Raw genomic sequence first — 25,545 nt, 5'->3', positions numbered from 1 at the left:
TCGCGAACTGCCGCCCGCACCCCTTTAATTTCCATCTACAGCTTTTGCCGGGCCAGCACTGCCGCGCCCACCACGCCCGAAGCGTCCTTGAGAGCCGCCGGGACGATCTTCACCAGCTTCGCGTTTTGCTTGTTGATAAAGTTGGCGTAAGCCACTTTGCGAATCGGAGCGATGAACTTTTCGCCCAGCCGCTCGGTCACGCCGCCGCCGATGACGATCATCTCCGGGTCAAGCACGTTCACCAGGTTGGCGGCCAGCAAGCCCAGCGTGTGTTGCGCTTTCGCCAGGGCGTCGGCCATCACCTTGTCGTTCTGCTTCAAGGCTTCGACGATCACACTGCTCGTCATCCGTCCTTGCCCCACGCTTTCGATGAGTTCAGGCACAACGCTCTTGCGGCCAGCGGCGACCATTTCTTTCACCATCCGCTCCATGCCGGTTCGGCTGGCCAGCGGCTCCACCGTGCCGGGCTGGCCGGTCTTGCCGATGATGCCGTTGTCGGCGGCCACAATGGTGTGGCCCACTTCGCCCGCGCCGCCGCGAAAACCGCCGCGCAGTTCGCCGTTCAAAATGATGCCGCCGCCGATCCCGGTTCCCACAAACACGGCGGCCATATCGTTCACTTCGCGCCCCGCGCCGTGCGTGAACTCGCCAATCGCGCCCACGCGCACGTCGTTGTCAATGTAAGCCGGAACGCCAAGCGCCTCTTCCAGTTTGTCGGCCAGCGGCATGTTCGTCCAATCCTTGCCCAGGTTCACGGCCAGGCGCACCACGCCGCGCTCGGTGTCCACCGGCCCCGGCACGCCCACGCCAATGCCGCCGATGTCCTTCATCTTCACATCCGCTTCTTTGGCCGCGTCTTTGATGGTTTTGACCAGGCGATCAAACACGCCTTCGCCGCCAAGCTCCGGGTGAGTCTTGCGCTTGGCCATACCGAGCACGGTTCCATCTTTGGCCACCACGCCCGCCCGCATACTCGTCCCGCCCAGGTCTACGCCAATGAAAAGTTTTTTCGCCATAACACTTCTCCTTGATAGCAATTCACCACCAAGGCACAAAGACCCAAAGGTTCACAAAGACTTTTCTTTCTTTGTGTAACTTCGTGTCTTCGAGTCTTCGTGGTGGATCTGTTTCACTCGCCGACAATTTCGTTGAGCGCCAATTTGTAGCTATTGTAGTCCGATTTGCTGAAGCAGACGAAGGTGACTTTTTCGAGAGCCGGGTTCTGTTCGAGGAAGGCTTTGACTTCGGCGATGGCGATGCGGCAGGCCTTCTTGCTCTATAAATGCAAACGGGGCGAGCAATTCTTCGCCCGCCCCGTGACTGCTTGACCAACCGACTACTTGACTACCGGATTACCACCCACTCAACTGGCTGGCCCGCTCCACCAGTTGGGCCAGTTCGGCCACGTCGGCGTCGCCGGGGAGTTGGGCGGCGAGCCGTTGGGAGCGAATGCGCAGGTCGTCGAAGGTAGTCTCGGCGGCGTAAGGACTGCGGCGCAGAAGTTCGGCGTATTGCGAGACAACTACATCAAGCTGGTAGCGGAGCGAGGCTTCGTCGAACGACTTCGCCATGTCCCAACTGTTGAAGTTGCCGTTGATCTCTTTGACCTCGTGCGTCGTCGGGTCTTCCCAGCGCAGGCTGACGGTGGCGATGCGGCCTTCGGCGCCGAGGTTGTGGAATTGCACGGCGTAGAGAGCGGTGACGGTGTGCCCGGCGCCGATCTCGCCCGCGTCCACGGCGTTGTTGCGGAAGTCCTGGTCGGCCACGGCCCGGTTCTCGTAACCGATCAGCCGGTAGCGGGCCACCACTTCGTTGTTGAAGTCCACCTGCACTTTGGCGTTGAGGGCGATGACTTGCAGGGTCGAGGTCATGTCTTCGACGAACAGCTTGTTGGCTTCGTCCAGATCGTCCACGTAAGCATAGTTGCCGTCGCCGTTGTCGGCCAACTGCTCCATGAGCACGTCGTTGAAGTTGCCCATGCCAAAACCGACGGTGGTCAGGGTGATGCCGGCGTCGGCGTAGCCGCGAACGCTTTGCAGAATTTGATCGGGGCCGGTCGCGCCGACGTTGGCCACCCCGTCACTGCACAGGATGACGCGGTTGATGCCGTCGGGGCGGTAGGCGAGATTGGCGATGTCGTAGCCCAGGCGGAGGCCGGCTTCCACGTTGGTCGCGCCTTCAGGTTGCAGGCCGTAGATGGCGCTGAGGATCGTCGCCCGGTCTTCGCCGCTGGTCGGGTTCAACATCACTCGCGCATCCGAGCCGTAGACCACGATGGCAACCGTGTCCGAGGGGCGCAGGCGATCCACGAGCATTTGCAGAGATTGCTTGACCAGTTCGAGGCGGCCACCCTGAGCCATCGAGCCGGAGATGTCAATCACGAAGGTGAGCGAGGCCGGTTTGCGCTCGGCTTCAGAAACTTCATAGCCTTGCACGCCCACGCGGATGATTTGCGTGCCGTCCTTCTGGAAGGGCGAGGGCGCGCCGTCGGCGTAGAGGGCGAAGGCCACATCGGGCGGGGCGGCGTAATCCTGCTGGAAGTAGTTGACGAACTCTTCCACGCGAATGGCGTCGGCGGGCGGGATGTTGCCGTTGTTGACGTAGCTGCGGGCGACGGTGTACGAGGCCGTGTCCACGTCCAGGGCAAAGGTGGAAAGGTGGTCGGCGTAGGTGTCAATGAAGGGGTTGACGCCGTAGTTCTGGAAGGTGTTGTCGAATGGAGGTGTGGCGGTAGGCGCAAGATAGGCCGGGGCTTGAGTGGCCGCAGGCGGTAGATAGATTGGCCCAGAGGTGGCCGCCGGCGCTTCGACCGCTTGCGTCGTGATGACGTAGGGCGCTTGCGTGGCCTGCGGGGCCGAGATTTGGACAGGCGTGGCTGCGCCGCCGCAGGCGGCCAACAGCAAAGTGAAAACGATTGAGACGATGATGAGATGTTTGGCGTTCATGGTTGTTCTCCTTTTGGTCGGGGCGAAACATTCGCCCGCAGATTGTTGTTTTTCCATTTGAGTTCATTGGCGAATGCTTCGCCCTTACTCTGCAAACAGGGTAACGCCAAACGGGTTGACAGGCTTGATAAAGGGTTGACAGGGGGATGACAAAAAAAGACGCCGGGTGTCAGAGCGAAGGACACCCGGCGTCGAGATGGTTAGCGTGCTTTTAGGGCCGACGGAAACGGGCGACAAGCCAGCGGAGGGTTGCGAAGAAGCCGACAATCATCAGGAATGGCGGCGTGAGAAACACGGCGATCCAGAAAAGGGCAGTAGTGAGGCCGAAGATGAACGACACAGCGTTGTTTATCCACTGTGAGGCGGCCTCACCAGCGCGCCCCAGGACAGGTGTGGGCCGCAACTGCACGGTGATGTTCGAGTACGTGTTCCAGCCGTTCGAGCCGTCGCCGGTTCCCACCAACTCGCCGGAGGTGCTCTCGTGCGTAGCCTTGCCCAGCCGGAGCAGGTCTTCGCGGGCTAAGTCGAAGTAAGCGACCGGCACGGCCAGGGTGAGCGTGGCGTATTTTTCGTTGCCCTGATACCACGACTGTGAACTGACCAGGTAGCCGCCGTGCTCATAGGCCACTTGCTCGGCCCGGTCTGCCGCCGAGTCGGTGTTGTACACTTCCAATTCAAGATAGGCATTGTAGACGACGAGGGTGTTGGCCGGCGCGTTGCCCGACGAGGTGACGACACCGCTTTCCGAGCCGCGTGGGTACGAGCCGATGAGCTGGGGCGTGGCACTGCCGCCACAGGCCGCCAGGGCCAACGCGAGGATCAGGATGAGTGAATGGAGTGAGAGTGAGCGGAACATGGCCGCCTCCTTTGAGAGTGTGAGCGTTGCTCATACTCTAGCCCGGATGAGGCGGCAGGCTTGATATTCGGTTGACAAAAGATTGACAAATTACAAAATCTGGGCGAGGTGGGCGGCAGTGAGATACAACACCTGTTTTTGATGTGAGTTGAGGTTGACGAACTTGAGCGCGCCGAGGCAGGCCAGGTAGAGCGCCAGTTGATATTCTCGCGGCTGAGAGGGGTTGAAGAGGCAACGGGCGGCAATTGAATGAAGAGAAGAGAGAAGAGGGTGGAGAGAGCCGGTTCGTAATTGAGCGGCATAATCTGACACAGAAGCAAATTGGGGCGCGAGGACGTGGGCGATGATTTCGGCTTCGAGGTGGGCGAAGTCGTACAAGGGGTGGCCGTCTCTGGTTTGGGCAAAGTCAATCAGCCACACAAAGCCGCCGGGGCCGACGAGGATGTTTTCGAGATTGAGGTCGCCGTGAATGGTGGACTGGGTGGCGATGAGGCGCTCGTTGAGAAGAGCATCCAGCTTGAGGAACGGATCGGGAAGGCCGAATAGTTCGAATCCCGCCGTAAGTTCGCCAAGCAATGTTTTGCGGGTGGCGACGATGCGCCCCCGGGCGTTGACTGGCAGAGTGAGACTGTTCCAACGCACGCGCAACGGCGGATAACCGGGCTGGGTTAAGCCTGAAAGAGAAAGTGATTTGCCGTCGGCGCGGCGCTCGACAATGTTGAGATTTTTGAGGGCGACGACATGGCCGGGCTGCATGGCAGTGGTTGAAGCCGGCGCATATAAACCATCGAAGGTGTTGTTGATCGGCTCATCGCCACACGGTTCGACGACAAAGTGCGCGGGCAACATGCGATCGTACTCCTCGGCCAGACGGAACGTGTAAGGCTTGCGCTGAAGCCACCAGTTGGGGCCGAAAGTCTGAAAGAGTTTCTCTAACAAAGAAGGATCGAGATTAGAGATTAGAGATTCGCGGAGGCTGATAGGCAAGCGAGTCGGCTCGGCGATGAAGGTGTAACGGAGAACGGCCCTCACCCCCGGCCCCTCTCCCGTCCCGCGAACAGCACGCGGGACAGGAGAGGGGGGAGAAACGGGCGCTTCTTGAATCCGCGCTGTCATGGGCGGCAGGGTGTCTTTGACGAAGGCTTCGTAGTTTTCGAACTCGCGCTGAATGGAGTCGCGTTCGCCGAGTTTGGCGATGGTGTAAGCGTCGGCCCGGCCATCGGCGCGGACGGGCAAGGCCAGGAAGGTGCGCGCGCCGGAGTAGCCGGAGCGGAACTCGGCCTCCAGCGTGACACGGGCGTAACGGCGGAAGAGCGTCTTGAGCAGTCGCGTCTCTTCGGCTGAAAGTTGCAGGCCGGGTGGATGTTCGATGATCAGCCCGGCGTTGGGGTTGGCGGTTTGCAATGAGGGCCGGGCGCGGCGCGGGCGCAAAACGTAAGCGGCCAGCGGCAGGCTGAGGGTGCTGCCGAACGCCAGACCCACGAACCCGGCGGCCAGGGCCTCGCGCTGGGTGAGGCCGAAGAACGAGGCCACTTGAACGTTGAGGCCTTTGGAGTAGATCACGGTTTCACGAAGGGGCGACGGGTTACCCGGCTGAGGCGTCCACACCAGCCGGAGGAGGATCGAGAGCCGTTGTTGATTTGGCGCGAGTGGGGTGATCGTCCAGCGCCACGTCACCGGCTGATCGAGCGGCAAACCGTAAGTTTGCTCGTTGCCCGGCTCGATGTCAAAGCCCACGCCGTCGAGCCGGGCCGAGGCCGAGAGGCTGAAGCCGCCGGGCCGCTCGACCGGCACGGTGTCGGTAATGGTTTGGTGTTCGGGAAATTCTGTGGTGACGGTGTAGCCGTCTTTCGACGGGATGAGGGCGAGGCGAATGAGGTCCGATTCGCCCAGCCGCATTTCCGGCGGCCACTCCAATTCGATCACGCGCGCTTCGACGACGGGCGTGGCTGTGGGGCTGATGGCGGGAACTGTTGTGACGACGGGCGGTGAGGTGACGATGACGCCGGTTGAGGTTGGGGCGCCGGTTGCCTCGACCGTTTGCGTTTGGACTTCGGCGGTAGCCGCGGCTGGCACTTCGGTGGGCGAAATTGTCGCGGCAGGCGCCTCGGTGGCGGCAGGCGCTTGGGTAGTGGCCGCGCCGCCGCAGGCCGCCAGAATGAGGACGACAAGGATCGCCGCAACGATCAGCCAAAACTTCTGCGCCTTCATTCCAGCCTCGACAACTCAACAAAAGACTGCGGTGGGGCGAACAGGGTGGGGGCCACCGGCGCTTGCTCGCTGATATGCTCCAGAGGCCGCACGGCGTAAACCAGCGCCACACACGACAGGCAAACAATGAGCAGGCCGACGATTGCCAGCGCCAAACGCGCGCGAGGGGACATGTATTTAGTATAATCCCAATTGGCGAGAGGCGGTTGCATAAAAAAAATAGAGACGTTCCACCGGAACGTCTCTACAGGTTGCCTCGATTGCCAAAATCAGTTCAACACATCCAGCCCCGGGTCAAGCGCCGGAATCAATTCGCCGAGCGGCGTGGCAATGACGAACAACCGCCCCCAGGTGGCAACGCCGCCCTGCTCGATGCACGTCTGAAAGGTCAGGTGATGCTCGCCGCGATACACCCGGTCGTAAAGCTGGGCCGAAGAAACCACCTCGCCCGTGTCCAGGTCCAGGAATTGACTGCGGGTGCTGGCCGGCTGGAGCGCCTGATAGCGCAGAATGTTCGCCACCAGATACCCTTGCTTCGCGCCGTCGCCGTAAACGATCCACACTTCCTGGCCGAAGTTCAAATTGAAAAACTGCGCGCCCGAAACATGGTTGTGCGCCAGCAGGCCGATGACGTTGGTGAAAGTGGCATAGCGAAACTGAGTGGCCGTGTCCGGGGCCGCCGAAATATACATCGGCCTGGTTTCGGGTTGTTGCTCCACCCGCAAGGCCAGCGCCCCCGGCGCGTACACACCCCGCACCACGCCCGCCGCTCCGTCCTTCACGCCCAGCGCAAATTCGTCCAACGGACTGGCAACGCTTTCGACACCTTCCTCCGCAAACACCACCGGGCCGCCAGTGACGGGAATAGCCTCAACCTGTGGTGCAGGCGAGAGTGCCAGCAGAAGCAGGCCGGCCAGCAAGAGCGTGAATGTTCGGCGCCAAATTGATTTCATAAGTTCACTCCCATAAGCCAAATACGTCTCGTATAATAGGCCTGTAATGTTGGTCGGAGACTTACCGATCACTTACGAATAAACGCGATCTGTTTGTCCATCATCAATGTCATGACCACCTGGGACACTTATCCCAACGACTATCGCGCCACCGAAGTCGCCTTCATCACCACCGCCGCCCGCGCCGGCGAGTGCGTCTCGGTTGTTGGCTTGAGCGGCGCCGGCAAGAGCAACCTGCTGGGCTTCATTGCCAACCGGGTTTCGCTTCCGGGCCGCCGATTCGTTCTGATTGATTGCAATCGCCTCTCACAACCTACGCCTTCGACAATGTTTCGACTCGTCAGGCGCGCGCTTGGCGACTCCGGTGAAGCCGCCGACGAGTTGGAGGCCCTGGACTCGGCCCTTGACCGTTTTATCTCGGCTTCGGGCGGGCCGACTCTGTTGCTCGACCGCTTCGACGTGTTCACTCACGATCCCGACCCGGCCCTCTTCAACAACCTGCGCGCCCTGCGCGACCGCCACAAGTTCGAGCTGACCTTCCTCGCCAGCACCCGTCGCCCCCTGCCGCCCGACAACGAATTTGCCGAACTCTTTCACGCCAACACCCTCTGGCTCGGCCCGCTCAACCAAAACGACTCGCGTTGGAACGTGGCCCGCTACGCCGAACGCAAAAGCCTGCATTGGGACGAAACGGTGGTCGAGGCTTTGTTCAACGTCTCGCGCGGCTACGCCTCATTTCTGCGCGCCGCCTGCGAGTCTTACGCCGCTGGCGCGAACGTCGGGAACATTGCCAGCCACCCGGCGGTGCGGGCGCGGGTGGAAGAATTTTGGAGCGACAAGCCCACCGACGATGAGCTTCGCCTCTCCGGCCTCAGCGGCCATCCTTTTCTCACGGCGGCTCGCCCGTCCGGTTTTGCCTTCGATACGACTCAACTGACGGCCAAAGAGCATCTCCTGCTCAACTACTTCCTCGCTCACCCGGAGACAGTCTGCGAAAAAGACGATCTGATCCACGCCGCCTGGCCCGAAGACAAAGTGTTCGAGCGCGGCGTGCGCGACGACAGCCTGTCCCAACTCATCCGCCGCCTGCGCGAAAAGATCGAGCCAGACCCGGCCACCCCGCGCCACATCTTCACCGTGCCCGGACGCGGCTACCGGTTCAAGTCCTCATGAGGGAATGCATGAAACGTGCCGTGTTTGTTCCCGCCCGAAGAGCTTAGAGAGATAGGATGCTGAATCCGCCAAATAGCAGATCGGAACAATTGAAGCTGTGGTTGCAATGGAGTATGGCAACATTTCTTGCGGATGTTGTTGGTAATACGATTGCTTTGATTCCTGCCATTTTGATCGGCATTGGGGTCAATATTGGCTTAGAGACACTTTCCAATACTTTGGGGCTGGAGTCAGAAACCGACATTACTGTTTTTGCAATGAATCTGCTTTCAAGCATAGTAGTGTCTTTCGTCGTAGGGGTAGTACAAAGTACAGCGCAATTTGGGCTCTCCCGTTTTTAACGGGAAAAACTGAATAAATGCGATAACATCGGAGTTGAAAGGCTGTGTCCGATGAACAACAACGATATTCTAAACAAACTGCTTGGCATTCAAAATCTCCAGGTGCGGCGAGCTGACTGGGTCGGCGAAGACCAAATCAATCTGATTGTTGAGTCGACGTTGCCCGTCGCCGGTTGCCCAAACTGTGGACACCTCAGCACTCAGGTGCACGATCTGAGCGAAGTGCAAATGGTTCGAGATTTGCCGCTAGCCGACAGGCGTTGTTATTTGAGTTATCGTGCTCGACGTTTCCAATGTGAGCCTTGCCAAAAGACCTTTGTCGAACGGGTGGATTGGAAAAGGACGGGCTTCAGTTATACCGAGCGTTATGAGCGGCAGGTCTACCAACGCGTCCGCCGCGAGACCGTCAGTCAAGTCGCCCACGAAGAAGGTCTGAGTGAAGAAGCCACCCAGACCATCTTTGAATACTGGGCAAAAAAAAGATCGAGGGTCGCGGCTACCCGACGGTAAGCGCGATCTGCTTTGACGAGATTTCTTTGCACAAAGGGCATGGCCAATTTGTTTTGGTCATCTCGGCCCCGGAGTTGGGGCTGGTTCTGGACATTTTGGCAGATCGCAGCCAGGAAACCCTGCTGAATTGGCTGGAAAAACGCGGGTCGGAATGGTGTGCCGCGGTCAAAGTCGCTTGCTCGGACATGTGGGATGCCTATCAAGAAGCGGCAGCGCAGAAACTGCCGAATGCGCGGCGGGTGGTGGATCGTTTTCATGTCATGAAGAACCTGAACGAAGCGTTGACCAAAGCCAGACGGGTTATTCAAAAAGGTGCGGCTGAAGAAACGAAAGAGCTTCTCAAAGGTTGCCGGTGGTTGTTGGTCAAGAACCAAGAGAACCTAACCGAAGCACAACGGCAAAAATTGTCTGGCATGTTGGCCGCGTCGTCTGAATTGAAAAGTTGCTACGAACTCAAAGAATCCTTTCGCGATTTGTTCAATGAAAGCCTAACTCACCAAGCCGCTGAAGAGCGTCTACTAAGTTGGATTGCCAAAGTAGAAGCGACCCCCTTCAAAGCTTTGCAGTCGTTTGTCAACACCCTTCGCAATTGGTGGGAGCAAATCTTGAACTACTTTGAGGGGCGCTACAACAATGGTTTTGCCGAAGGCGTCAATTTGAAAATCAAAATGCTCAATCGCCGCGGCTTTGGTTACCGCAATTTCGGCTCCTTTCGCTTGCACGTTTTAGTCGCCTTCGACCCTATGTCCCGGTAAAAACGGGAGAGCCGCAATTTGTTATCATAAAATCGCGGGTCAGCAATGCATATAGTTGGATAGTGGCGACTACGGCGTTGGGTGTCATCTCCGGTTCGATAAGCGCAACCTTCCGGGCAACGACTCCTGCACTGTGGGTGAGTGCCTTGTTTGCAGGCTTCTTCGCCAGCCTACAAGCTTTATCAATCAGCAGAAAACTTCGATGGATTCTTTCTTGGATAGCGGCTAGTGTTATTAGCCTACTATTAAACTTGACGATGTTTGAATACGTGCTTTCGTTTTCTGCTGTTATTGCCGAACGAGCGGTCGTGTTAAAGAATCAGTTGCCCGAATTTGTTTATTACAATGTGAAGAATATTGTTATCGGCGCTTTAGGGATACCAGCCTCTGCATTTATCATGGCTTTTATTACAGGAGTTGCGGTAGCTCTATTTCTCTTTGACTATCAACCGCGAGGTAATTCATGAAGCAACTCCGACTAATGATTGCTATCAGTGCGTGGTTGGTCGCTGCATTAGCCTGCGCCTTGCCCGGCGAGAACTCGCCCGACGCGGCGGCCACGCTCGACGAAGCGGTGCGGCTCACGGTGGAAGCCGCCACCTTCGCCCCGCCGCTCACCTCCGCGCCAATTCCAATTGCAACTTCTACCGAAGCGCCGCCCATCGGCCTGACCCTGCCGCCGCCAACCGCCGAGCCGCCTGCCGCCGAACCCAGCCCCCTTCCGAACGACCTTGCTCGACCGAATGGCCTGGTCTTTCACGCTCCCCATTTTTCTGCGCCGCCAACCGTTGACGGCGATGTGAGCGAGTGGGGCGGCCTGGCCGACGTGATCGATCAGGTCGTCTACCAGCCGGGCAACTGGTCGGGCGCGGGCGACAACAGCGCCACGTTTGCTTTGGCCTGGGACGAGGCGAATTTTTATTTGGCTGTGCTGGTAAAAGATGAAGTGCGCGCCCAGACTCAAACGAATGTGGCGATCTTCAAAGGGGATAGTTTAGAGTTGTTGTTGGACGTAGATTTGGGGGGAGACTTTGCCGATGCAAAATTGAGCGGCGACGATTATCAACTGGGACTCTCGCCGGGCGACTTGGAGACGGGGAACCCGCCGCCTGGAACCTACCTTTGGTTTCCAAAAGACCGGGCCGGAGTTCCGGCCGGGGTGGCCGTGTCGGCCAAACCGACTGGTGACGGTTACACCGTCGAGGCCGCCATCCCCTGGGCCGTGTTTGGAGTCACGCCAGCCGTGAACAGCCGCTTCGGCTTCGCCCTCTCCCTCTCCGACAACGACAACACCGCCGCCGCCGAACAGCAGAGCATGGTCTCAACGGTGAACACGCGCAAGCTGACTGATCCGACGACTTGGGGAACGTTGGTGCTGGGCGAATGATTGTCATGCCGAGTGAAACGAGGCCTCTCTGCCTGTGTTGAGAGCAAAGCCAGAGACCCCTCGTAACTACACTCGGGGTGACATTATTTGAGAGCTGAAGTCCTTCACTCTGTGAGCAGTACTTGCTTTGCCTGCCCACCCTTGCTGAGAAAAGCAAATGTGGGGCCGGGCGGGGCAGGGATGCGGGCGCGCTCTTCGGGCGTGCGAGCATGACGGCGGGCCAACTCCAGGCTCAAACTCTCTTCGCCTTTTTCCATCGCCCACCTGTGGTTGGCCGAGAACAGCGGCTTCATAATGAATGAGAAGTAGCGGAAGAGAGGCTTGTCGGCTCGAATCTTCCAGTCGTAGCTGATGTTCACCCACTCGCCGCCCGGTTCAATCGTCCAAACGCCGCGTCCGTTAAAGTCGCCCCAGGCCTGCAGGCTGAAGCTTCGCGGGTAGTCCACTTCAACAATGCGGAACTGCCAGCGCAGGTCGTAGGGCAACCAGCCTTTTGTATACAGGCTGATGACCTTGCCCAGGCCGTTCTCACTGCCCGGCTCCAACTGCTTCACATCCAAATACACCGACGGCCACCAGCGGGTCAGTTCGGGGCCGTTGGCCAGAATATCGAAAATTTCTTCGGCGGTGCTTTGCATGCGCCAGCGAGTGATGAAGTGGTAGTCATTTGTTGCCATGTCGTTAATTGCCACGAAGTCACAAAGACTCGAAGACACTAAGAAAACTTTGTGTCTTGGCGCCTTTGTGGCTTCGTGTTGAATCCTTCCGCCAGATTTTGTAAGACCTGCCAGGTCTTTCGCGAAACCTGAAAACCGCAGAGGGTTGCTGAGACCTGACAGGTCTTTGGGTCAATTGCGGTGAAAGTCATTTGCCTACAACGAACTGAGTGTGAAGTACGCCGCGCAAACCCAGCGGTTGCCGGGGCGGCGCAATAATGCCTTGCCCAAATAAAAACCGTCGTCAATCTGCGCCAGCTCATCGAGCACATCGCGGATGATGAACTTCGGGTTCACGTCCAGATCGTAGTCAATCTTCAGCACATTCATGTCGGGGTCAAGTTTCCCGGCGCTCACGTAAGTGCGGAAGGTGCAGGCCCGCGACTGGCCCGGCCCGTCGGCGACGTAGCCGTCATACGAGGGCCAGATCAGGCGGCTGAGCCATTGGCCGTCGTTCGTAAAAATGTTGTCGCCACTGCTGGTGAGCGGGTCGAAGGTCTTGCCCTTCCACGGCAGCCACCAGGCGGTGAAGGCCCGGCCCAAACTGTCGAGCACCGGGTTGAGGCTGGGCGTGATCAGCGCGCCCCGGTAACGGCCACTCAGGCGCGGGTTGGGGACGACGCCACTGCGAAAGAGGTCGTTCAATGTGGCAATGGCGCTCGCCCGGTCGCGAACGACTTGGCGTTGCACATAATCCACGTCTTGCCAGATGTGGGTAGCTGTCGTCATCTTGTGTCTCCTGTGCTTTCGTCAGATAGCTTATGGAAGTGGAAATTTACTGGCCGGGTGTTGGAATCACGCCGAGTTGTTGCAAGAGGCCAAGCATGTCGTAGTTGTGCCAGCCGGCGACGATCTTGCCGTTGGCAATGCGCATGATGGTTGTGCCCGACATGACGGCGTGCTTGCCGGTGGGCGGAATGCCGCGCGATGGGCCGGTTTGCGTGCCGCGCAATGTCCAGCGATAGGCTACTTTGTCGCCTTCGCCCACCATATCTTCAAGCGTGATGGTGCAATCGGGCATGGCGGCCAACTGCGCCCGGTGACGCTGTTTCAGGTCTTCAGGCGTGACTGTCATTGCCTTGCCAGAGTCGTTCAATTCAACCTGGGCGGCAAAGATTTCGTCGGCCACGTCCACGTTGCCAGGATAGAACTCGTCGAAGAGGCGGCGGACGAGGGCCTTGTTTTGTTCGGCTGACATGAGAGCCTCCTTTGTGCTTACGCTCTTGTCGGTTCAGAAGTGCAAATGCTCCCCAACCGCGTCCTCGCGGTTGGGAACACCCGCGAGGACGCAGGCTAAGAGCAATTTTCAGTTCTTGTCGGTTCAGAAGTGCAAGCAACCGTAGGGCGAGTTGCCAACTCGCCCTACACTGCCTGTTTGCCAGATCACTAGCCGCCCGGCGCTGGGGCCAGGCCAAGTTGTTGCAACATGCCAAGCTGGTCAATGTTGGCCCAGTGCTCGACGATCTTGCCGTCTTTCACGCGAACGATGTGCATTTCACCCCAGGCTGCGCTCTTGCCGGTGGCCGGCATGCCCAGAAAATCGCCTTTCATCGTGCCATGAGCGGTTGCCCGTTGCACGACCATATCGCCTTCGGCCACCACGTCCTCAATGTGGTAATGAAGGTCGGGGAAGGCGGCGCGTAACATGGTGAAGAACTGTACCGCCGTCTCACGGGTGGGCGGCATGCCAGGCGGGGCGGCGTGCTCGACCGCGTTCGGTGCGATCAGACTCTCAAACTGGGACATATCGCCGGCGTTGATGGCCTCGACAGTGCGGCTGGCGACGGCTTTGTTTTGTTCGGTAGACATGGGATGGTTTCCTTTCCTGGAAAATTGTTTGCTCCAGCGCGGCAATTGCGCCGGAGCAATTGACACGAGTATCTATGCCTGGACGCTGACCTCATAGGCTTCCCGGACAGGCGGCGCGGCGAGAAGCCCGCCAAATTTGGCAAGTTGTTCCCGGAAATAGCCGGACTCCTCATTCGCCATCAAATCGGCTTCTGTCTCCCAGAGGCCGACGGACACGCCCTTGCCCGTGTTACGGTCGGTCAACAGCATAATGCTTTTGAAGCCTTTCTGTTGCTTGGCCGCTGGCACCACCGACTCCCGAAAGAGGCGGGTGGCTTCGTCCAGCTTATTGGGCTGAATTTGGACAGTGACTACTCTTGCGTACATAGGCTGATCTCCTTTTATGAATGGGTGTAGCTTGGAACGGATGGGCAAGATGAGAACGAATTGTTTGCCGATAGATCACCTCCTCCCGTTCAGATTGACTTTGAGTATAGGCCTCATCACTGCTCAATTTCCAGATCAATCGGTGCTCAATTTACTTCTATCAGAAAGCCCGGCTCCAGCAAACTACGAAGCTTTTGCAAAGCCAGCCGGGCCCGGGTGTGGATGGTGCCCTCTGGCAGGCAGAGCCGGGCGGCGATCTCGCGCCGGGTGAGGCCGCCGAAAAAGGACAGCTCGACCACCTGCCGTTGATCCTCCGGCAAGCAGGCCAGCGCCCCCTGAATCCAGAGCCGCCGTTCTTGTTGTGAGACGATGGTCAACACGTCGAAATTGGGGTCGGGCAGGTCGGCCCAGGCCTCGTGCGTGAAAGCGTCGTCGGCAGGCCGGGTGCTGCGCCGCCGCAGGTGGTCAATGCTCCGACTGCGAACGATGGTAATCAGCCAGGCCGGGAAGGCCCCGCGCGCCGGGTTGAACGTCTCGGCGCGTTGCCAAACCTGAAAGAACGCCTCTTGCAGAATGTCTTCCGCCGCCTCGCGCTGGCCCACCAGCCGCGCCGCCAGGCCCAGCATCCAGGGCGCGTAACGGTCGTAAAGCGCCTCCAGCGCCGCCGGTTCGCCCCGCTGGACGCGGGCGATCAGTTCAACATCGGTTAACTCGGACATGATGATTTAGCCGCTGGCGATTTTGTAGACGGCGGTGGCGATCAGCCCCAGGCTGTAAGCAACGCTGTAATAGACGACCAGCGGCTGAGGGCCGCGCCGCCACAACAGCCACAGGGCGAGCGCCGCTAACAGGGCGACGATGTACAAATCCAGCCCGATCACCTCAAAGGCCAGGTTGGCAAAAATTCCAGCGCCGATGAAGAGGCCGTTGAAAGCCAGTAGAGATTTGTCGAGATTGGAGAGTGGAATTTGACGCGGAAAGAGCGCCTGCAAAAGCATGAGGGCGGCGTTGACAAACACAAAGCCGGTGAAGAACACCCAGTGCGAAAACTCGTCGTCGTTGAAGATGACAATGTTGCAGAGCGCATTCGACTCGTCATTCGGGCAGAAGCGGGCGTGCAGATAATTGGTCACTTCGTGATCACCGTAGCTGGCCCCCAGCAGATAAATGCCGACGATGAAAACAAGGCTGAGGAACAGGTGGCGGCTTCCCCGTTGAGCGCCGCCCTCGATTTGCTTCTTCAACAAGTAAAACGCGGTCAGGCTGATCAGCGGCAGGGTGAGCATGTTGTGAAAGTCCACCCAGCGCAGAAACTCGTTGGGCGCAACGTAGCCCAGCGTGAGCGTGCCGAGACGGTTGATCGAGCCGAGAATGATGACGATGGTCTGCACGGCCAGCAGGGCGTGAATCTTGTTCAGCCCCTCGCTGGCCGTGGCCGCCGCGCTGGTTGGGATGATGTTAGCTTTGGCGCTCATTGGCCCTGCCGCCAGACGATGAATGACGAGACGAGGTAGAAGATGCCGAGGCCGATATAGAGCCAGACCGTCCAGGCCACCGGCCCGGCCAGGACGTTGGTGATGGCCACAAACTCGGCGGCGAGGGCGTAAGCCACATACATGCCAATCATTGGCTGCGCGCCGCCCCGGCGGTTTTGCCGCAGGGCTATGATCGAGGCCACGCCGGTTGCGATTCCGATTGCGCCGTTGAGTTGCGCGTGAAAGGCGGGGATGGCGGCCAGTGGCGGCGGCCAGACGACGAGGGTGGCGAACGGCGGGTAGAAGACCAGCGCCAGGCCGCCCGGAATGGTGACGACTGCCCAGACGATCAACAAAATTTTGGTGAGGGTGGAGAGAGGTTTGTCCATTTTCTTTATACTCCTGAAGTTATGAGTTCCGCCACAGGTAACGACTTACCCGGCGGCCCGTGTCTTGAAAGCCCAGTTTGAGATACGGTGAGCGCCCCATCTCGCTGGCGAAGAGGACGGCGTAGCGGTAGCCTAACTCACGCGCAATTCGCAGGCGTTCCAACTGCATGGCACTGCCAATGCCTTTGCCCCGGAAGGCGGGCAAGGTGCCCAGGCCGATGAGTCCGGCCACGCCCGCGCCGCAAAAGAGGAAGCCACAGCAGGCCGGTTCGCCGTCAAGCGTGCCCAAAAGCATGTGCCACGGAGTCTTTCCAAACCCTACCGTGTGAGTGGCATCCACCCAGGCCTGCCCGGCGAACTCTGGAATGTCGAACGACTCGATGAAGACGCGCTTCCACTGCATCAGTTGCTCTTCGTTTGCCACCGGTTCAACCCGCAGTTCCGAGGGGCGCGGGTTGTCCCAGTTCAACTGCTCAATGTCGGCCACCATCGCCGGGGCGTCTTTTTCAAAGACGCTGAAGCCGCGCGCTACCAGCCGTTCGCCGAGGTCAGCGGGCTGAGTGCCGCTTCCCGTCCACCAGAAGAAGAACGGCGCGTTGCGAGTTTTGAACCAGGCAACAGTGTCGTCAATGACTGCGTCTGCTTCGTCGGGCGCGAGGTGCGCGGCCCAGGCCGCTTTGAAGATCGGACTCATGGGCGGGCAATGGAAGCGGCTGAGTTTAGTAGTCTCCTCTATTTCGCCGCCCAGTGCCTGCGTCGAGGCGCGAAACATGGAAAAGAGGTTTTCTTCCACCGCATCGGCGAGTCGCTCGGGGGTGGCCTGGGTCAGTGGTGTATCGGGCATGGTAAAATCCTTTCTTTAGGTGTTGCGCCACAAGAAGCGATTGATACGGACATCGCACAACCGAAAGCCGATGCGTTCGTAGGCATGAACGCCCATATCGGATGAGAACAGGACGGCGTAACGATAACCCAAATCGCGGGCCTCGAGCAGGGGCTTGAGGGTGATCGCGCCGCCGATACCTTTGCCGCGCGCTGCCGGTACGGTCGCCACGGCGTATACGCTGGCAACACCGCCGCCGTTGAAGAGCATGTTCGTCGCTACCGGCTCGCCGTTTAACCGGCCCACATACATCTTCCACGGCATGTTGGCGATACCGGCGCGCAAAGCGGCCTCTACCCAGCCATGCGCCATCCGATCGGGTAACTCGTAGCCTTCGATCAATACCCGCTTGAACTCGTGTAGGGCGGTCTCATCACCCACTTCGTCAATTGTGAAGCCTGACGGCGCCTGGGTTAGCACAGCTTCGTTCATTTGGCGTAAATCGGCAACCATACCAGGTGCGCCGGACTCCGTGGACTTGAGGCCGGGGGCGAGTTGTTGTTGCTGTTCTTCCATTGAGATCAGTCCATGAGCCATCAGTTGCTCGCCAATATTTTTTGGCTCAGTACCCGGTCCCGTCCACCAAAAGAAGAATGGAGCGTTGCGGGCATTAAACCAGGCGATGGTTTCGTCAATGGCGGCATCCAGGCCGCCGGGTGTCAGCCGTGTTTGCCAGGCGCCTTTGAACATTGGGTTGGAAGGAGAGGCGAGATGGCGGCTGATAGTTTCGGTTTCGACGATTTCACTGCCGGGCAGAGTCGCCATCGCGCGAAACAGGGCGAAGAGGTTTTCTTCCACTGCATCAGCGAGTTGCTCAGGGGTAGCGTTGATGAGGGGTGTGTCTTTCATGATGACCTCCTATGCGTCGTGTTTTGTCAGGCGTGGGCGTGTTGCGAAGCGGCTTGCGCCTCGCGCACCTGTTGAATGGCGGTGATGGCCAGACACGCCGGGCAGGCCGCCTCTGTCCAGGAATGGACTCGATCCAGCACCGACTCTTTGCGCCGCCGGCGCATCAAGAGCCAGACGACCAGACCCACGACGGCCAAACCGACGAGGACGGGCAGGATCGGCAGGTGCAGGTTTTCGAGCAGGGCTGTGGCCGACGGCCCGACGATGTAGCCCAAAGCGATGTGCCAGCCGTAGAACACCGTGCTGCCGCCAATCATCGCCGGAGCAAAGGCCGAATAGGCCAGCCCGGCCAGGCCGGAGGCCGGAATGATTCCGGCGCGAGCACCCGGCACGTTCAACCCTAAAAAGACGGCGAGCGGGCCGCGCTTTTGCAAGGCCGCCATCGCCCGATCTAGCCGTTCCTGAGTGAGGCCGATGAAGCGGCCAATGCGATAGATGAACTGGCGGCCTGCGCCGCGAGCCATGAAAAATTGCGCCGAGCCGCCGACGAGCATGGCGAACTCGATTGCCAGAAATAATTCCAGAAGCCCGTAACTGCCAGTGGCGGCCTGCACCCCGGCGGTGATCATGATCAAGTCGGACGGGACAGGCACAGGCACGCCCGCCTCTTTGAGCAACATCACCACCAGAATAGCGAGCAGGCCGTAGGTTGCCAGGAAACTGCCGAGCGCGGTTGTAATATTTTCCATGTGATGGGTTCTCCCAAGAATTCATCTATAAACCTCACAGGTCTCAAAGACCTGTGAGGTTTCACCAGGTTTCTAAGCGGCGACGGCCATCGCCTCGGTCGGCTTCCCAGCCAGAGCTTCGCGTAGAATCGTGTACGACTTGAGTAACGCTTCTTCCTCCTGCGCCAGCAGGGGGCTGTTCTCCGGCTTGCCGGCGTTGACCCAGTAATCGGAATACAACATGCCCTGAACACGATGGTAAGCCGCCTCGCGCACGCTTTCCAACTCGACGCCGTAAGTGGCCGCGTACAGCGCCGCCACCGCCTCCACCAACTCCTGATTCTGCGGGTCCCCGAACAACCGGCGGTGAATCTCCCACCACTTCACGTCGAGCCGCGCCACTTGTTCAACGTCAAACTCCAAATGATGAACTTTCTTGATGAAGGTGTAGAAGCGGCGCATGTAGGCTTCGGCCAGCGGCACGTTGTTGGTTGGAAACGGAGCGAAGGCGATCTCGGCCCGGGCCACAAGGTAGGCGGCGTAAACCGCCTGCGGCCACGAGAGGCTGAAGGATTCTTTGACCATGCCCACCGAGACGCGCAACAACCGCAACCAGCGCTTTTGGTAGTAGGCCACGTAATTCTCTTTTTCGTAAAACGCAACCCGGGCCGGATTGAATGATCGCATCAAGTTCTTTGTATTCATCTTGAAACGCCTCTTTACCGGCCCGGCGATGATTGATGCCAGGCCGTTCAAACTCGAACCGGCGGCAAGCTTATCGCTCGACCGTTGCGCGCTGGCGCAAGATCGTCAGGAAGAATGCCGCCACAATCGCGCCCGCGAGCATCAACGTGACGTGGAAGCCATACTCGATTGCCAGCAGGCCGTTCAACTCCAGGCCCACGTGAAGGTGCAGGCTGTCGTGCGGCCACCAGTTGAAGAGCAACCAGGCAATTGAGATGTGCGTGGCGCGGGTGAGGTTGACCGACGCCGGCGAGATGGCCCGAACCAGCGGGTAGCCGAAGATCAGAAATGACACGCCCATGCCAAAGGTGAGCGCTTCGGCGAGGTTGAGGAGGATGAACAGCGGCAGTTGGGCGCTGGAGGGTTGAGGGATGCCAGGTGCCGGAGCCCAGAACGTGCCCAGCGGCGCGTTGGGGCTGGCGATGAAGGCAACCGCCGCCAGTACCAGCGTCAGGATCGCCGGGGCGATCCAACTTTTCAGGCGAGTGTCGGAAGGATTGAGGGATTTGCTGTTGGCAGACATGATGTGAGTTCTCCTTAGTATTGGGAATTAGAATGATTGCTCTGAGTCGTTCTGCAACAGGTTGTCCAACACCTGATCCCAGTCCGGCCCGGTGGTTTCGAGTATTTCGGTGTACACCTGCGCCTGGGTGATGAGATCGTCGGCGATGGTGAAGATCATGACACCCTGAGCTTCAAACGGAACGCCGCTGACGTGCTCTTCGCCGTGCCAGCGCCACTCCGTCCAGACCGTGTCGTTAATGACGGCGTAGTGGAGTAACTCGGCCCGCAGGTCGGGCACGGCCTCGAACACGGCGGCCCAACTCAGCCGGGCCGCCAGCCGCCCGCTAAAGTTTCGCTCCGGGTGATTGGGGTGGAGGCTTTGATAGCATGGATGAAGGCAAGCCTCCAGGCCGTCCGGGTCGTGCATGTTCCAGGCTTGTTGGAGGCGGGTGACGGCGGCAACCGGGCAGGGGGATTTTGAGAACATGGCGGGCGACTCCTTATGACTCGGTCTGTTAGAGGCTGTCTTAAAACTGCTCTCCAACCGCGCTCTCGCGGTTGCCCGAAGGGGCCTGCGAGGACGCGGGCTTTGAGCGACTTTTAAGACACTCTCTTAGATGTTTAGCGTCCGCGCCGGAGCAGGGTGGTGATCAGGCTGGATACGAATAGAGCCATGTTCTGCAGGTACGCCAGCCAGAGTCTGGCTCCGCGCAAAGCTGGTTGATTCTTTAGAAGCATGTCTCACTCCTCGGGCCGGTTACAACTCGGTCAACAGCCCAACCGACCGCAGTAATCCGGCCACGTCCCAAATGCGGATGCCGCGCCTGATCTGGCCGCCTTCAATCGTCAGCACCGAAGTGCCACGAACACACACCCGGCGCCCGGTGGGCGGAATGTTCATCACCCGGCCCTGTTGCGTGCCGTGCCACGTCCAAACCATGACGGCGCGGTTGCCATTGACAATCAAGTCATCCAGCGTTATTTGCAGGTCGGGGAAGGCGCGCAGGTAGTAGAGCATGATGCGGCGGACGGCGTCGGGGCCGTGCTGAGGGGCGGCCTGAGCCACGTCCACTTCCTCGTAGTCGGGGGCGTAAAAGGCGGCTACCCCGTCGGCGTCGTGGGCGTTCCAGGCTGTCATCAGGTTGTTTATTAGTTGTTCGGTAGTTTGGGTCATGATTGGCCTTTGATGTTAGCAGTGTACGGCTGGGGGTTGTTCACTTTACAGTCCAAAAACTGCTCACTTTTTCTTAGAGACCGTCTTAAAACTACTCTCCAACCGCGTCCTCGCGGTTGCCCGAAGGGCCTGCGAGGACACGGGCTTTGAGCGACTTCTACGGGTCTTTCGGATAGGCAAAGAATTTACATGGCCGTTACAGACTGATTACGGTTTCTGCGTAAACTAGGCTTATGACTGCTGACATTCAAACTTCTCAACCCCAAATGCGCCGCTGGCACTGGCTGACTCTGGCCGGTGTGCTGGGTCTCACTCTCTTTTTGCACTTCTTCCAGCTTGAGCAGGAGGGTTACGGCAACCTGTATTACGCCGCCGCCGTCAAGTCCATGCTGGCCAGCCCACACAATTTTTTCTTCGTCTCGTTCGATCCCGGCGGCTTTGTGTCGGTGGACAAGCCGCCGCTGGGCCTGTGGACGCAAGCCTTTAGCGCCATGCTGTTCGGCTTCAACGGCTGGAGCCTGATGTTGCCGCAGGCGTTGGCGGGCGTGCTTTCGGTGGCTTTGCTCTTTCATCTCGCGCGCCGAAACTTTGGGCCAACGGCGGGCGTGGTCGCCGCGCTTGTTCTGGCCGTCACGCCCATCAGCATTGCCGCCAACCGCAACAACACCATGGATAGCCAGCTTGTCTTCACCTCACTGCTTGCGGCCTGGGCCGTTTGCCTGGCCGCCGAGCGAGGGAAGTTGCGCTGGTTGTTACTGTGCGCCTTTTGGGTTGGCGTGGGCTTCAATATCAAAATGTTGCAAGCGGTGATGGTCTTGCCCGCCTTCTACTTGCTGTATTTGATTGCTTCGCCGATCGCGATCTGGAAACGGCTGATTCACCTGACTCTGGCGACGATCCTATTGGCCGTCATCTCGCTCAGTTGGGCCGTGATCGTGGACATGACCCCACCCGAAGATCGCCCGTTCGTCGGGAGTAGCCAGGACAACACCGTGATGGAACTCATCGTCGGCCACAACGGCGCGGAGCGGTTGGGGGTGTTGGGGCAGTTGATCGGCCTGGACTCGGCTGGCGGCCCAAACCGGAATCAACCGCCGAACGTTCAGGGTCAACCGCCGTCGCCTAATCAACAGTTCGGGCCGCCTCCAAATGGTCAGCCGCCGCAGGGCGCGCCGAATCAGCCTCCACCCAACGGTCAATTCGGGCCGGAGCAACAGCCGCCGCAGGGACCGGGCGGGCGCGGCCTGGACAGCGAAACCGGCCAGGCCGGCGTGTTACGCCTGTTCAATGAGCAGTTGGGCGGGCAGGCCAGTTGGCTTCTGCCGCTCTCGGCGCTATGTTTGCTGGCCGCCGCCTTGCAGGTGAAGTTGAGTTGGCCGCTGGCGCGGGAGCATCAAGGTTTGCTGTTGTGGAGCGCGTGGCTTGCGCCGCAAGTCATGTTCTTCAGCTTTGCCGGACTGTTTCATCGCTACTATCTTGAGATGCTCTCGCCCGCGATTGCGGCATTGGTCGGCGCGGGGCTGGCGGCAATGGGGAAAGATTTTGCCAACGGCAACTGGCGCGGCTGGCTTCTGCCGGTGGCGTTGCTGACTGGCGCCGGCACGGAAGCCTATATCCTCACTGCCTTCCCTGATTGGAATTTCTGGCTGACGCCGCTGATCGTTGGCTTGTGCCTGCTCGCAGCAATGGTTCTGGCCGTCTTGCGACTTTCTTCCAATTACCAATCACTCATAACCCGGCTCGTGACCGCAGTTGGCCTGTTGGCGTTGCTCATCGCGCCTGTCATCTGGTCGGCCACGCTGCTGTGGGGCGGCGACGCAGGCCTGCCCTACGCCGGGCCAGACTTGTTGCAGGGCCGGCGCCGCACAGGCAACGTGCCGGAAGAAAGCCGGCTTGTGGAGTATCTTTCGGCCAACCGGAGTGACAGGACATTCCTGATTGCCACGCTTAATGCCAACACTGCCGCGCCCATCATTCTGACGACGGGCGAGCCGGTGATGGCGTTGGGCGGCTTCTCCGGCGGAGACAATATTCTTTCTGCCGATGCACTCGCCGCCAAAGTGGAGTCGGGTGAAGTGCGCTTCTTTCTTCTGCCCGCGCAACAGCCAACGCCCGGCAAACAGCTTAATGCGCCGCCGCCCGTCGGCAACCGGGGCGGGGCGGCGATGCAGTGGGTGGCGCAAAACTGCGCCACCGTGCCGTCGTCGCTGTGGCAATCAACTTCCTCGGGGGATAACCCGCCCCTGAACGCCGGGCCGGGTGGAGGGCCATTGCAGTTGTTCGATTGTGAGGAATAAACAGCGCCGCAGATTTCAGGCTTGTGTTGTGACGGCTTCATTAGCCGGGATGAAGATGGCCATCGTCGTGCCCTGGCCGACGACCGACCGGGCCTCAATCGTTCCGGCGTGCGCTTCGACGATGGCTTTGGCAATCGCCAGCCCCAGCCCCGACTCGCCGTTTTCTTCGGCCCGCGACTTGTCGGCGCGGTAGAAGCGGTTGAAGACGAAAGGCAAGTCTTCGGGGGCAATGCCCGGCCCGGTGTCTTGCACGGTGAGGGCCACGCCGCCCCCGCGAAGGGCGGCGCCCAACACGATCCGGCCTTCACCGGGCGTGTAGCGCAAGGCGTTGCTGATCAAGTTCCCCAGCACTTGCACCATCCGGGCCTCATCGGCCTGGATCGTCGGCAGGCCGCCGCTCATTTGCAATTCCAGCCTGATGCCCTTTTGCCTGGCCTGATGCTCAAAGGCGGCCTGAGCCTGCTGGAGAACTTCGGGCACGGCCAGCGTTTGCTTGTTGAGCTTGAGTTCGCCGGCGTCGGCCTGGCTGAGGGTGCGCAGATCACCTACCAAAAGTTGAAGGTGTTCAATCTCGGCGTAGATGACGGATAGCCGCTCCGGGGTGGGAGCCAGCGCCCCGTCGCGCATCGACTCGACGTAGCCGGCAATGACGGTGAGCGGGGTGCGAAGTTCGTGGGCCACGTCCGCCGTCATCTGGCGGCGCGATCTGTTGGCGCGGGCCACCTCGCGGCTCATCTTGTTGAAGGCGGCGGCAAGCTCTCCCAGTTCATCCGAAGATTTCACCGGCACTTCCTGTTCCAATTCGCCGCCGGCCATGCGATGCGCGGCCTGGGTGAGGGCGCGCAGGGGCCGGGTGAGCGTCCGGGCCAACAGCAGGCCAACAATGAGGGCCACCAGCACCGCACCTCCCGAAGCCAACAGCAAGGCCATGTTGGTGCGTTGCAGGTAGGCGGCCTCTTCCGGATTCAAACCGGGCGGAAAGGAAGCGGTGAGGATCGTGCCGACTACGTTGCCGTCCACCTCCACCGGTTCGCCTTTGGCCAGTGATCCATCGGAAACTTGTTTCCCGGTCGGGAATTCGGGGTAAAGAGGGACGATGACCGTGCGTTGCGCGTCTACCAGCCCGAAAAGTTCGCGGCGGTCGCGCCAGGAACCGGGGTGAGGGCCGGGTTCCGGGCCTGAGTCATATCCTGGCTGAGGCGTGGACAGGGGGGCCGCCTCGCCGCGCGCCGCCTCGAGGTAATTCCGGACGCCGTCCCACGAGCCATTAGCCTGATAGTAAGTGACGAGGCGATCTTCAAGTTCGCCACGTTGTTGCTCGACAATGAGGCGATTGAGTTGCTCGGTGTTCGACAGCCGGATGAAAACGGCCACCAGTAGGGCAACGGTGACGGCGACGGAGAGAAAGGCCAGGGTAAGTTTCCAGGCCAGAGAGCGTGTCTTAGGCATCAGGCCTCGGGTTTGTGGAGACGGTAGCCCACCCCAAAGACGGTTTCAATGTAGCGCAGTTGATCCGGATCAGATTCGATCTTGGCCCTCAGGTTGCGGATGTGGACGTTGAGGGTGCGTTCCATTCCGGTGTAACCGTCCTCGGTCAATTGATCGGCCAACTGCTGGCGGGTGAGCACTTGCCCCGGCGAGCGCATGAAGAGGCCGAGCAGGTTGAACTCGGTGGGCGTGAGGCTGACCGGCTCGCCGCGCGCAGTGACGGTGTGGGTGGCTTCGTCGAGCGTCAGGTCGCCAACGCGCAAATGTTTGCTGTGCGGCGCGTCCGGCTCGGCCCGCCGTAGCACGGCTTGAATGCGGGCCACCAGTTCGCGCATCCGAAAGGGCTTGATGACGTAATCGTCCGCGCCAAGCTCCAGCCCCAGCACGGCGTCCGACTCTTCTTCGCGGGCGGTGATGACGATGACCGGCACGCTCTGCTCGCGCCGGTACTGTTTGAGAAACTCATAGCCGTCCATCTCCGGCATCATGATGTCGAGCAGGATGGCGTCGGGGGTTTCGTGGCGGGCCGTGTACAGCGCTTCGCGCCCGTTGGTGGCGGTGACCACCCGAAAACCCTGGCCGGTCAGGTACTCGTCCAGAAGTTGCCGCACGTTGGCCTTGTCGTCCACCACCAGAATCGTCTTGGTCATATCCATAATTGTAGTCCGTTCCACAGGCTGAACAATACCAGCCAGTTATTTAGATTCAATATAGGCCGGACACAGATTTGGTTATTGAATGGCTAACCGGCACGACTCCGGGCGGCGTTTCGGGCAATGTTGCTCAGCCGCCCTCGTCATCGAGGCCGGTCTTGGCGCATCGGCCAGCGCCGATAGCCAGGGCGGGTTCGCCGGCGGGCGAGGCGGCCAGTCCACACTTTACCAGTGCGGTTCATAACAGGGTTTGGCCTCTCAGCAGACGCTCAACGCTTCTAAACCGTTTCTGAATATCTTCCAATTAGACTAAAAAAGTCGGAGTTTCCATGAAAACTA

At 59.7% G+C, this 25,545-nt stretch carries 31 protein-coding genes; 8 read left to right on the top strand and 23 right to left on the bottom strand.

Annotated features, from left to right (window positions below; all coding sequences use genetic code 11):
* Positions 1–35: 35 nt before the first annotated feature.
* The 6 genes from HYZ49_11845 to HYZ49_11820 form a co-directional block, all read right to left on the bottom strand.
* Positions 36–1,016: an ROK family protein gene (locus HYZ49_11845; protein ID MBI3242975.1), complete on the bottom strand. Its 981-nt coding sequence runs from the start codon at positions 1,014–1,016 to the stop codon at positions 36–38.
* Between the two features lie 336 nt (positions 1,017–1,352).
* Entirely contained in the window at positions 1,353–2,945 is a 1,593-nt protein-coding gene (locus tag HYZ49_11840; protein MBI3242974.1) for a von Willebrand factor type A domain-containing protein, read from the bottom strand.
* Between the two features lie 211 nt (positions 2,946–3,156).
* Entirely contained in the window at positions 3,157–3,801 is a 645-nt protein-coding gene (locus tag HYZ49_11835; GenBank protein MBI3242973.1) for a DUF4349 domain-containing protein, read from the bottom strand.
* Positions 3,802–3,891: 90 nt separating this feature from the next.
* Complete coding sequence (locus tag HYZ49_11830) at positions 3,892–6,012, bottom strand: phosphotransferase (GenBank protein ID MBI3242972.1); 2,121 nt, start codon at positions 6,010–6,012, stop codon at positions 3,892–3,894.
* Complete coding sequence (locus tag HYZ49_11825) at positions 6,009–6,185, bottom strand: hypothetical protein (protein ID MBI3242971.1); 177 nt, start codon at positions 6,183–6,185, stop codon at positions 6,009–6,011. Before HYZ49_11825 ends, HYZ49_11830 begins: the two co-directional genes overlap by 4 nt.
* Before the next feature lie 96 nt (positions 6,186–6,281).
* A complete protein-coding gene (locus tag HYZ49_11820; protein ID MBI3242970.1) occupies positions 6,282–6,965 on the bottom strand; it encodes a hypothetical protein in 684 nt (227 codons plus the stop codon).
* A gap of 93 nt (positions 6,966–7,058) precedes the next feature.
* On the opposite strand from HYZ49_11820, the gene HYZ49_11815 reads away from it, so the two are divergent.
* From HYZ49_11815 to HYZ49_11790, 6 genes are all read left to right on the top strand, one after another.
* On the top strand, positions 7,059–8,138 hold the full coding sequence (locus HYZ49_11815) for a winged helix-turn-helix domain-containing protein (GenBank protein ID MBI3242969.1): 1,080 nt from the start codon (positions 7,059–7,061) through the stop codon (positions 8,136–8,138).
* A 113-nt stretch (positions 8,139–8,251) separates the two neighbouring features.
* Positions 8,252–8,479 carry a hypothetical protein gene (locus HYZ49_11810; protein MBI3242968.1) on the top strand — a complete coding sequence of 76 codons (228 nt, stop codon included), beginning with the start codon at positions 8,252–8,254 and terminating at the stop codon, positions 8,477–8,479.
* A 51-nt stretch (positions 8,480–8,530) separates the two neighbouring features.
* Positions 8,531–8,989 carry a transposase family protein gene (locus HYZ49_11805; protein ID MBI3242967.1) on the top strand — a complete coding sequence of 153 codons (459 nt, stop codon included), beginning with the start codon at positions 8,531–8,533 and terminating at the stop codon, positions 8,987–8,989.
* Positions 8,990–9,015: 26 nt separating this feature from the next.
* Complete coding sequence (locus HYZ49_11800) at positions 9,016–9,744, top strand: ISL3 family transposase (GenBank protein ID MBI3242966.1); 729 nt, start codon at positions 9,016–9,018, stop codon at positions 9,742–9,744.
* 77 nt (positions 9,745–9,821) lie between these two features.
* A complete protein-coding gene (locus tag HYZ49_11795; protein ID MBI3242965.1) occupies positions 9,822–10,211 on the top strand; it encodes a hypothetical protein in 390 nt (129 codons plus the stop codon).
* Positions 10,208–11,131: a hypothetical protein gene (locus tag HYZ49_11790; protein ID MBI3242964.1), complete on the top strand. Its 924-nt coding sequence runs from the start codon at positions 10,208–10,210 to the stop codon at positions 11,129–11,131. The genes HYZ49_11795 and HYZ49_11790 overlap by 4 nt, the downstream gene beginning before the upstream one ends.
* Before the next feature lie 104 nt (positions 11,132–11,235).
* Here HYZ49_11790 and HYZ49_11785 read toward each other — a convergent pair whose 3' ends face one another.
* The 15 genes from HYZ49_11785 to HYZ49_11715 all read right to left on the bottom strand — a co-directional run bounded on the left by HYZ49_11785 (position 11,236) and on the right by HYZ49_11715 (position 20,768).
* The gene (locus HYZ49_11785) at positions 11,236–11,808 is read right to left on the bottom strand and encodes a polyketide cyclase (protein ID MBI3242963.1); all 573 of its coding nucleotides are present in this window, start codon (positions 11,806–11,808) and stop codon (positions 11,236–11,238) included.
* A 195-nt stretch (positions 11,809–12,003) separates the two neighbouring features.
* On the bottom strand, positions 12,004–12,576 hold the full coding sequence (locus tag HYZ49_11780) for a hypothetical protein (GenBank protein MBI3242962.1): 573 nt from the start codon (positions 12,574–12,576) through the stop codon (positions 12,004–12,006).
* A gap of 46 nt (positions 12,577–12,622) precedes the next feature.
* Complete coding sequence (locus HYZ49_11775) at positions 12,623–13,045, bottom strand: ester cyclase (GenBank protein MBI3242961.1); 423 nt, start codon at positions 13,043–13,045, stop codon at positions 12,623–12,625.
* Between the two features lie 188 nt (positions 13,046–13,233).
* A complete protein-coding gene (locus tag HYZ49_11770; protein MBI3242960.1) occupies positions 13,234–13,656 on the bottom strand; it encodes an ester cyclase in 423 nt (140 codons plus the stop codon).
* Between the two features lie 72 nt (positions 13,657–13,728).
* Positions 13,729–14,022 carry an antibiotic biosynthesis monooxygenase gene (locus tag HYZ49_11765; GenBank protein MBI3242959.1) on the bottom strand — a complete coding sequence of 98 codons (294 nt, stop codon included), beginning with the start codon at positions 14,020–14,022 and terminating at the stop codon, positions 13,729–13,731.
* Between the two features lie 146 nt (positions 14,023–14,168).
* Complete coding sequence (locus HYZ49_11760; GenBank protein MBI3242958.1) at positions 14,169–14,741, bottom strand: sigma-70 family RNA polymerase sigma factor; 573 nt, start codon at positions 14,739–14,741, stop codon at positions 14,169–14,171.
* A gap of 6 nt (positions 14,742–14,747) precedes the next feature.
* The gene (locus tag HYZ49_11755) at positions 14,748–15,497 is read right to left on the bottom strand and encodes a hypothetical protein (protein ID MBI3242957.1); all 750 of its coding nucleotides are present in this window, start codon (positions 15,495–15,497) and stop codon (positions 14,748–14,750) included.
* The gene (locus HYZ49_11750; protein ID MBI3242956.1) at positions 15,494–15,886 is read right to left on the bottom strand and encodes a hypothetical protein; all 393 of its coding nucleotides are present in this window, start codon (positions 15,884–15,886) and stop codon (positions 15,494–15,496) included. The genes HYZ49_11755 and HYZ49_11750 overlap by 4 nt, the downstream gene beginning before the upstream one ends.
* Positions 15,887–15,905: 19 nt before the next feature.
* Complete coding sequence (locus HYZ49_11745) at positions 15,906–16,730, bottom strand: GNAT family N-acetyltransferase (GenBank protein MBI3242955.1); 825 nt, start codon at positions 16,728–16,730, stop codon at positions 15,906–15,908.
* Between the two features lie 15 nt (positions 16,731–16,745).
* Positions 16,746–17,618 carry a GNAT family N-acetyltransferase gene (locus HYZ49_11740; GenBank protein MBI3242954.1) on the bottom strand — a complete coding sequence of 291 codons (873 nt, stop codon included), beginning with the start codon at positions 17,616–17,618 and terminating at the stop codon, positions 16,746–16,748.
* Positions 17,619–17,644: 26 nt separating this feature from the next.
* Positions 17,645–18,367 (bottom strand): DedA family protein, encoded by a 723-nt coding sequence (locus HYZ49_11735; protein MBI3242953.1) that lies wholly within the window; start codon positions 18,365–18,367, stop codon positions 17,645–17,647.
* Between the two features lie 72 nt (positions 18,368–18,439).
* Entirely contained in the window at positions 18,440–19,051 is a 612-nt protein-coding gene (locus tag HYZ49_11730) for a hypothetical protein (GenBank protein ID MBI3242952.1), read from the bottom strand.
* A gap of 70 nt (positions 19,052–19,121) precedes the next feature.
* A complete protein-coding gene (locus tag HYZ49_11725; GenBank protein MBI3242951.1) occupies positions 19,122–19,613 on the bottom strand; it encodes a hypothetical protein in 492 nt (163 codons plus the stop codon).
* A gap of 27 nt (positions 19,614–19,640) precedes the next feature.
* Positions 19,641–20,081, bottom strand: coding sequence for a nuclear transport factor 2 family protein (locus HYZ49_11720; protein MBI3242950.1), 441 nt, complete (start codon positions 20,079–20,081; stop codon positions 19,641–19,643).
* 270 nt (positions 20,082–20,351) lie between these two features.
* Entirely contained in the window at positions 20,352–20,768 is a 417-nt protein-coding gene (locus tag HYZ49_11715) for an ester cyclase (protein ID MBI3242949.1), read from the bottom strand.
* A 233-nt stretch (positions 20,769–21,001) separates the two neighbouring features.
* On the opposite strand from HYZ49_11715, the gene HYZ49_11710 reads away from it, so the two are divergent.
* Positions 21,002–23,065, top strand: coding sequence for a glycosyltransferase family 39 protein (locus HYZ49_11710; GenBank protein MBI3242948.1), 2,064 nt, complete (start codon positions 21,002–21,004; stop codon positions 23,063–23,065).
* A 15-nt stretch (positions 23,066–23,080) separates the two neighbouring features.
* Here the strand turns inward: HYZ49_11710 and HYZ49_11705 are convergent, their stop codons facing one another.
* A complete protein-coding gene (locus tag HYZ49_11705; GenBank protein ID MBI3242947.1) occupies positions 23,081–24,514 on the bottom strand; it encodes a HAMP domain-containing protein in 1,434 nt (477 codons plus the stop codon).
* On the bottom strand, positions 24,514–25,203 hold the full coding sequence (locus HYZ49_11700; GenBank protein ID MBI3242946.1) for a response regulator transcription factor: 690 nt from the start codon (positions 25,201–25,203) through the stop codon (positions 24,514–24,516). Before HYZ49_11700 ends, HYZ49_11705 begins: the two co-directional genes overlap by 1 nt.
* An 88-nt stretch (positions 25,204–25,291) precedes the next feature.
* Between HYZ49_11700 and HYZ49_11695 the strand changes: the two genes are divergently transcribed.
* Positions 25,292–25,450 (top strand): hypothetical protein, encoded by a 159-nt coding sequence (locus tag HYZ49_11695; GenBank protein MBI3242945.1) that lies wholly within the window; start codon positions 25,292–25,294, stop codon positions 25,448–25,450.
* The last annotated feature ends 95 nt before the right edge of the window (positions 25,451–25,545 follow it).

Source organism: Chloroflexota bacterium, from assembly GCA_016197225.1.
In the GTDB taxonomy this organism is placed as follows: domain Bacteria; phylum Chloroflexota; class Anaerolineae; order Anaerolineales; family VGOW01; genus VGOW01.
The sequence above is the reverse complement of the archived record's forward strand: the minus strand, read 5'-3'. Positions and strand labels throughout refer to the sequence as shown.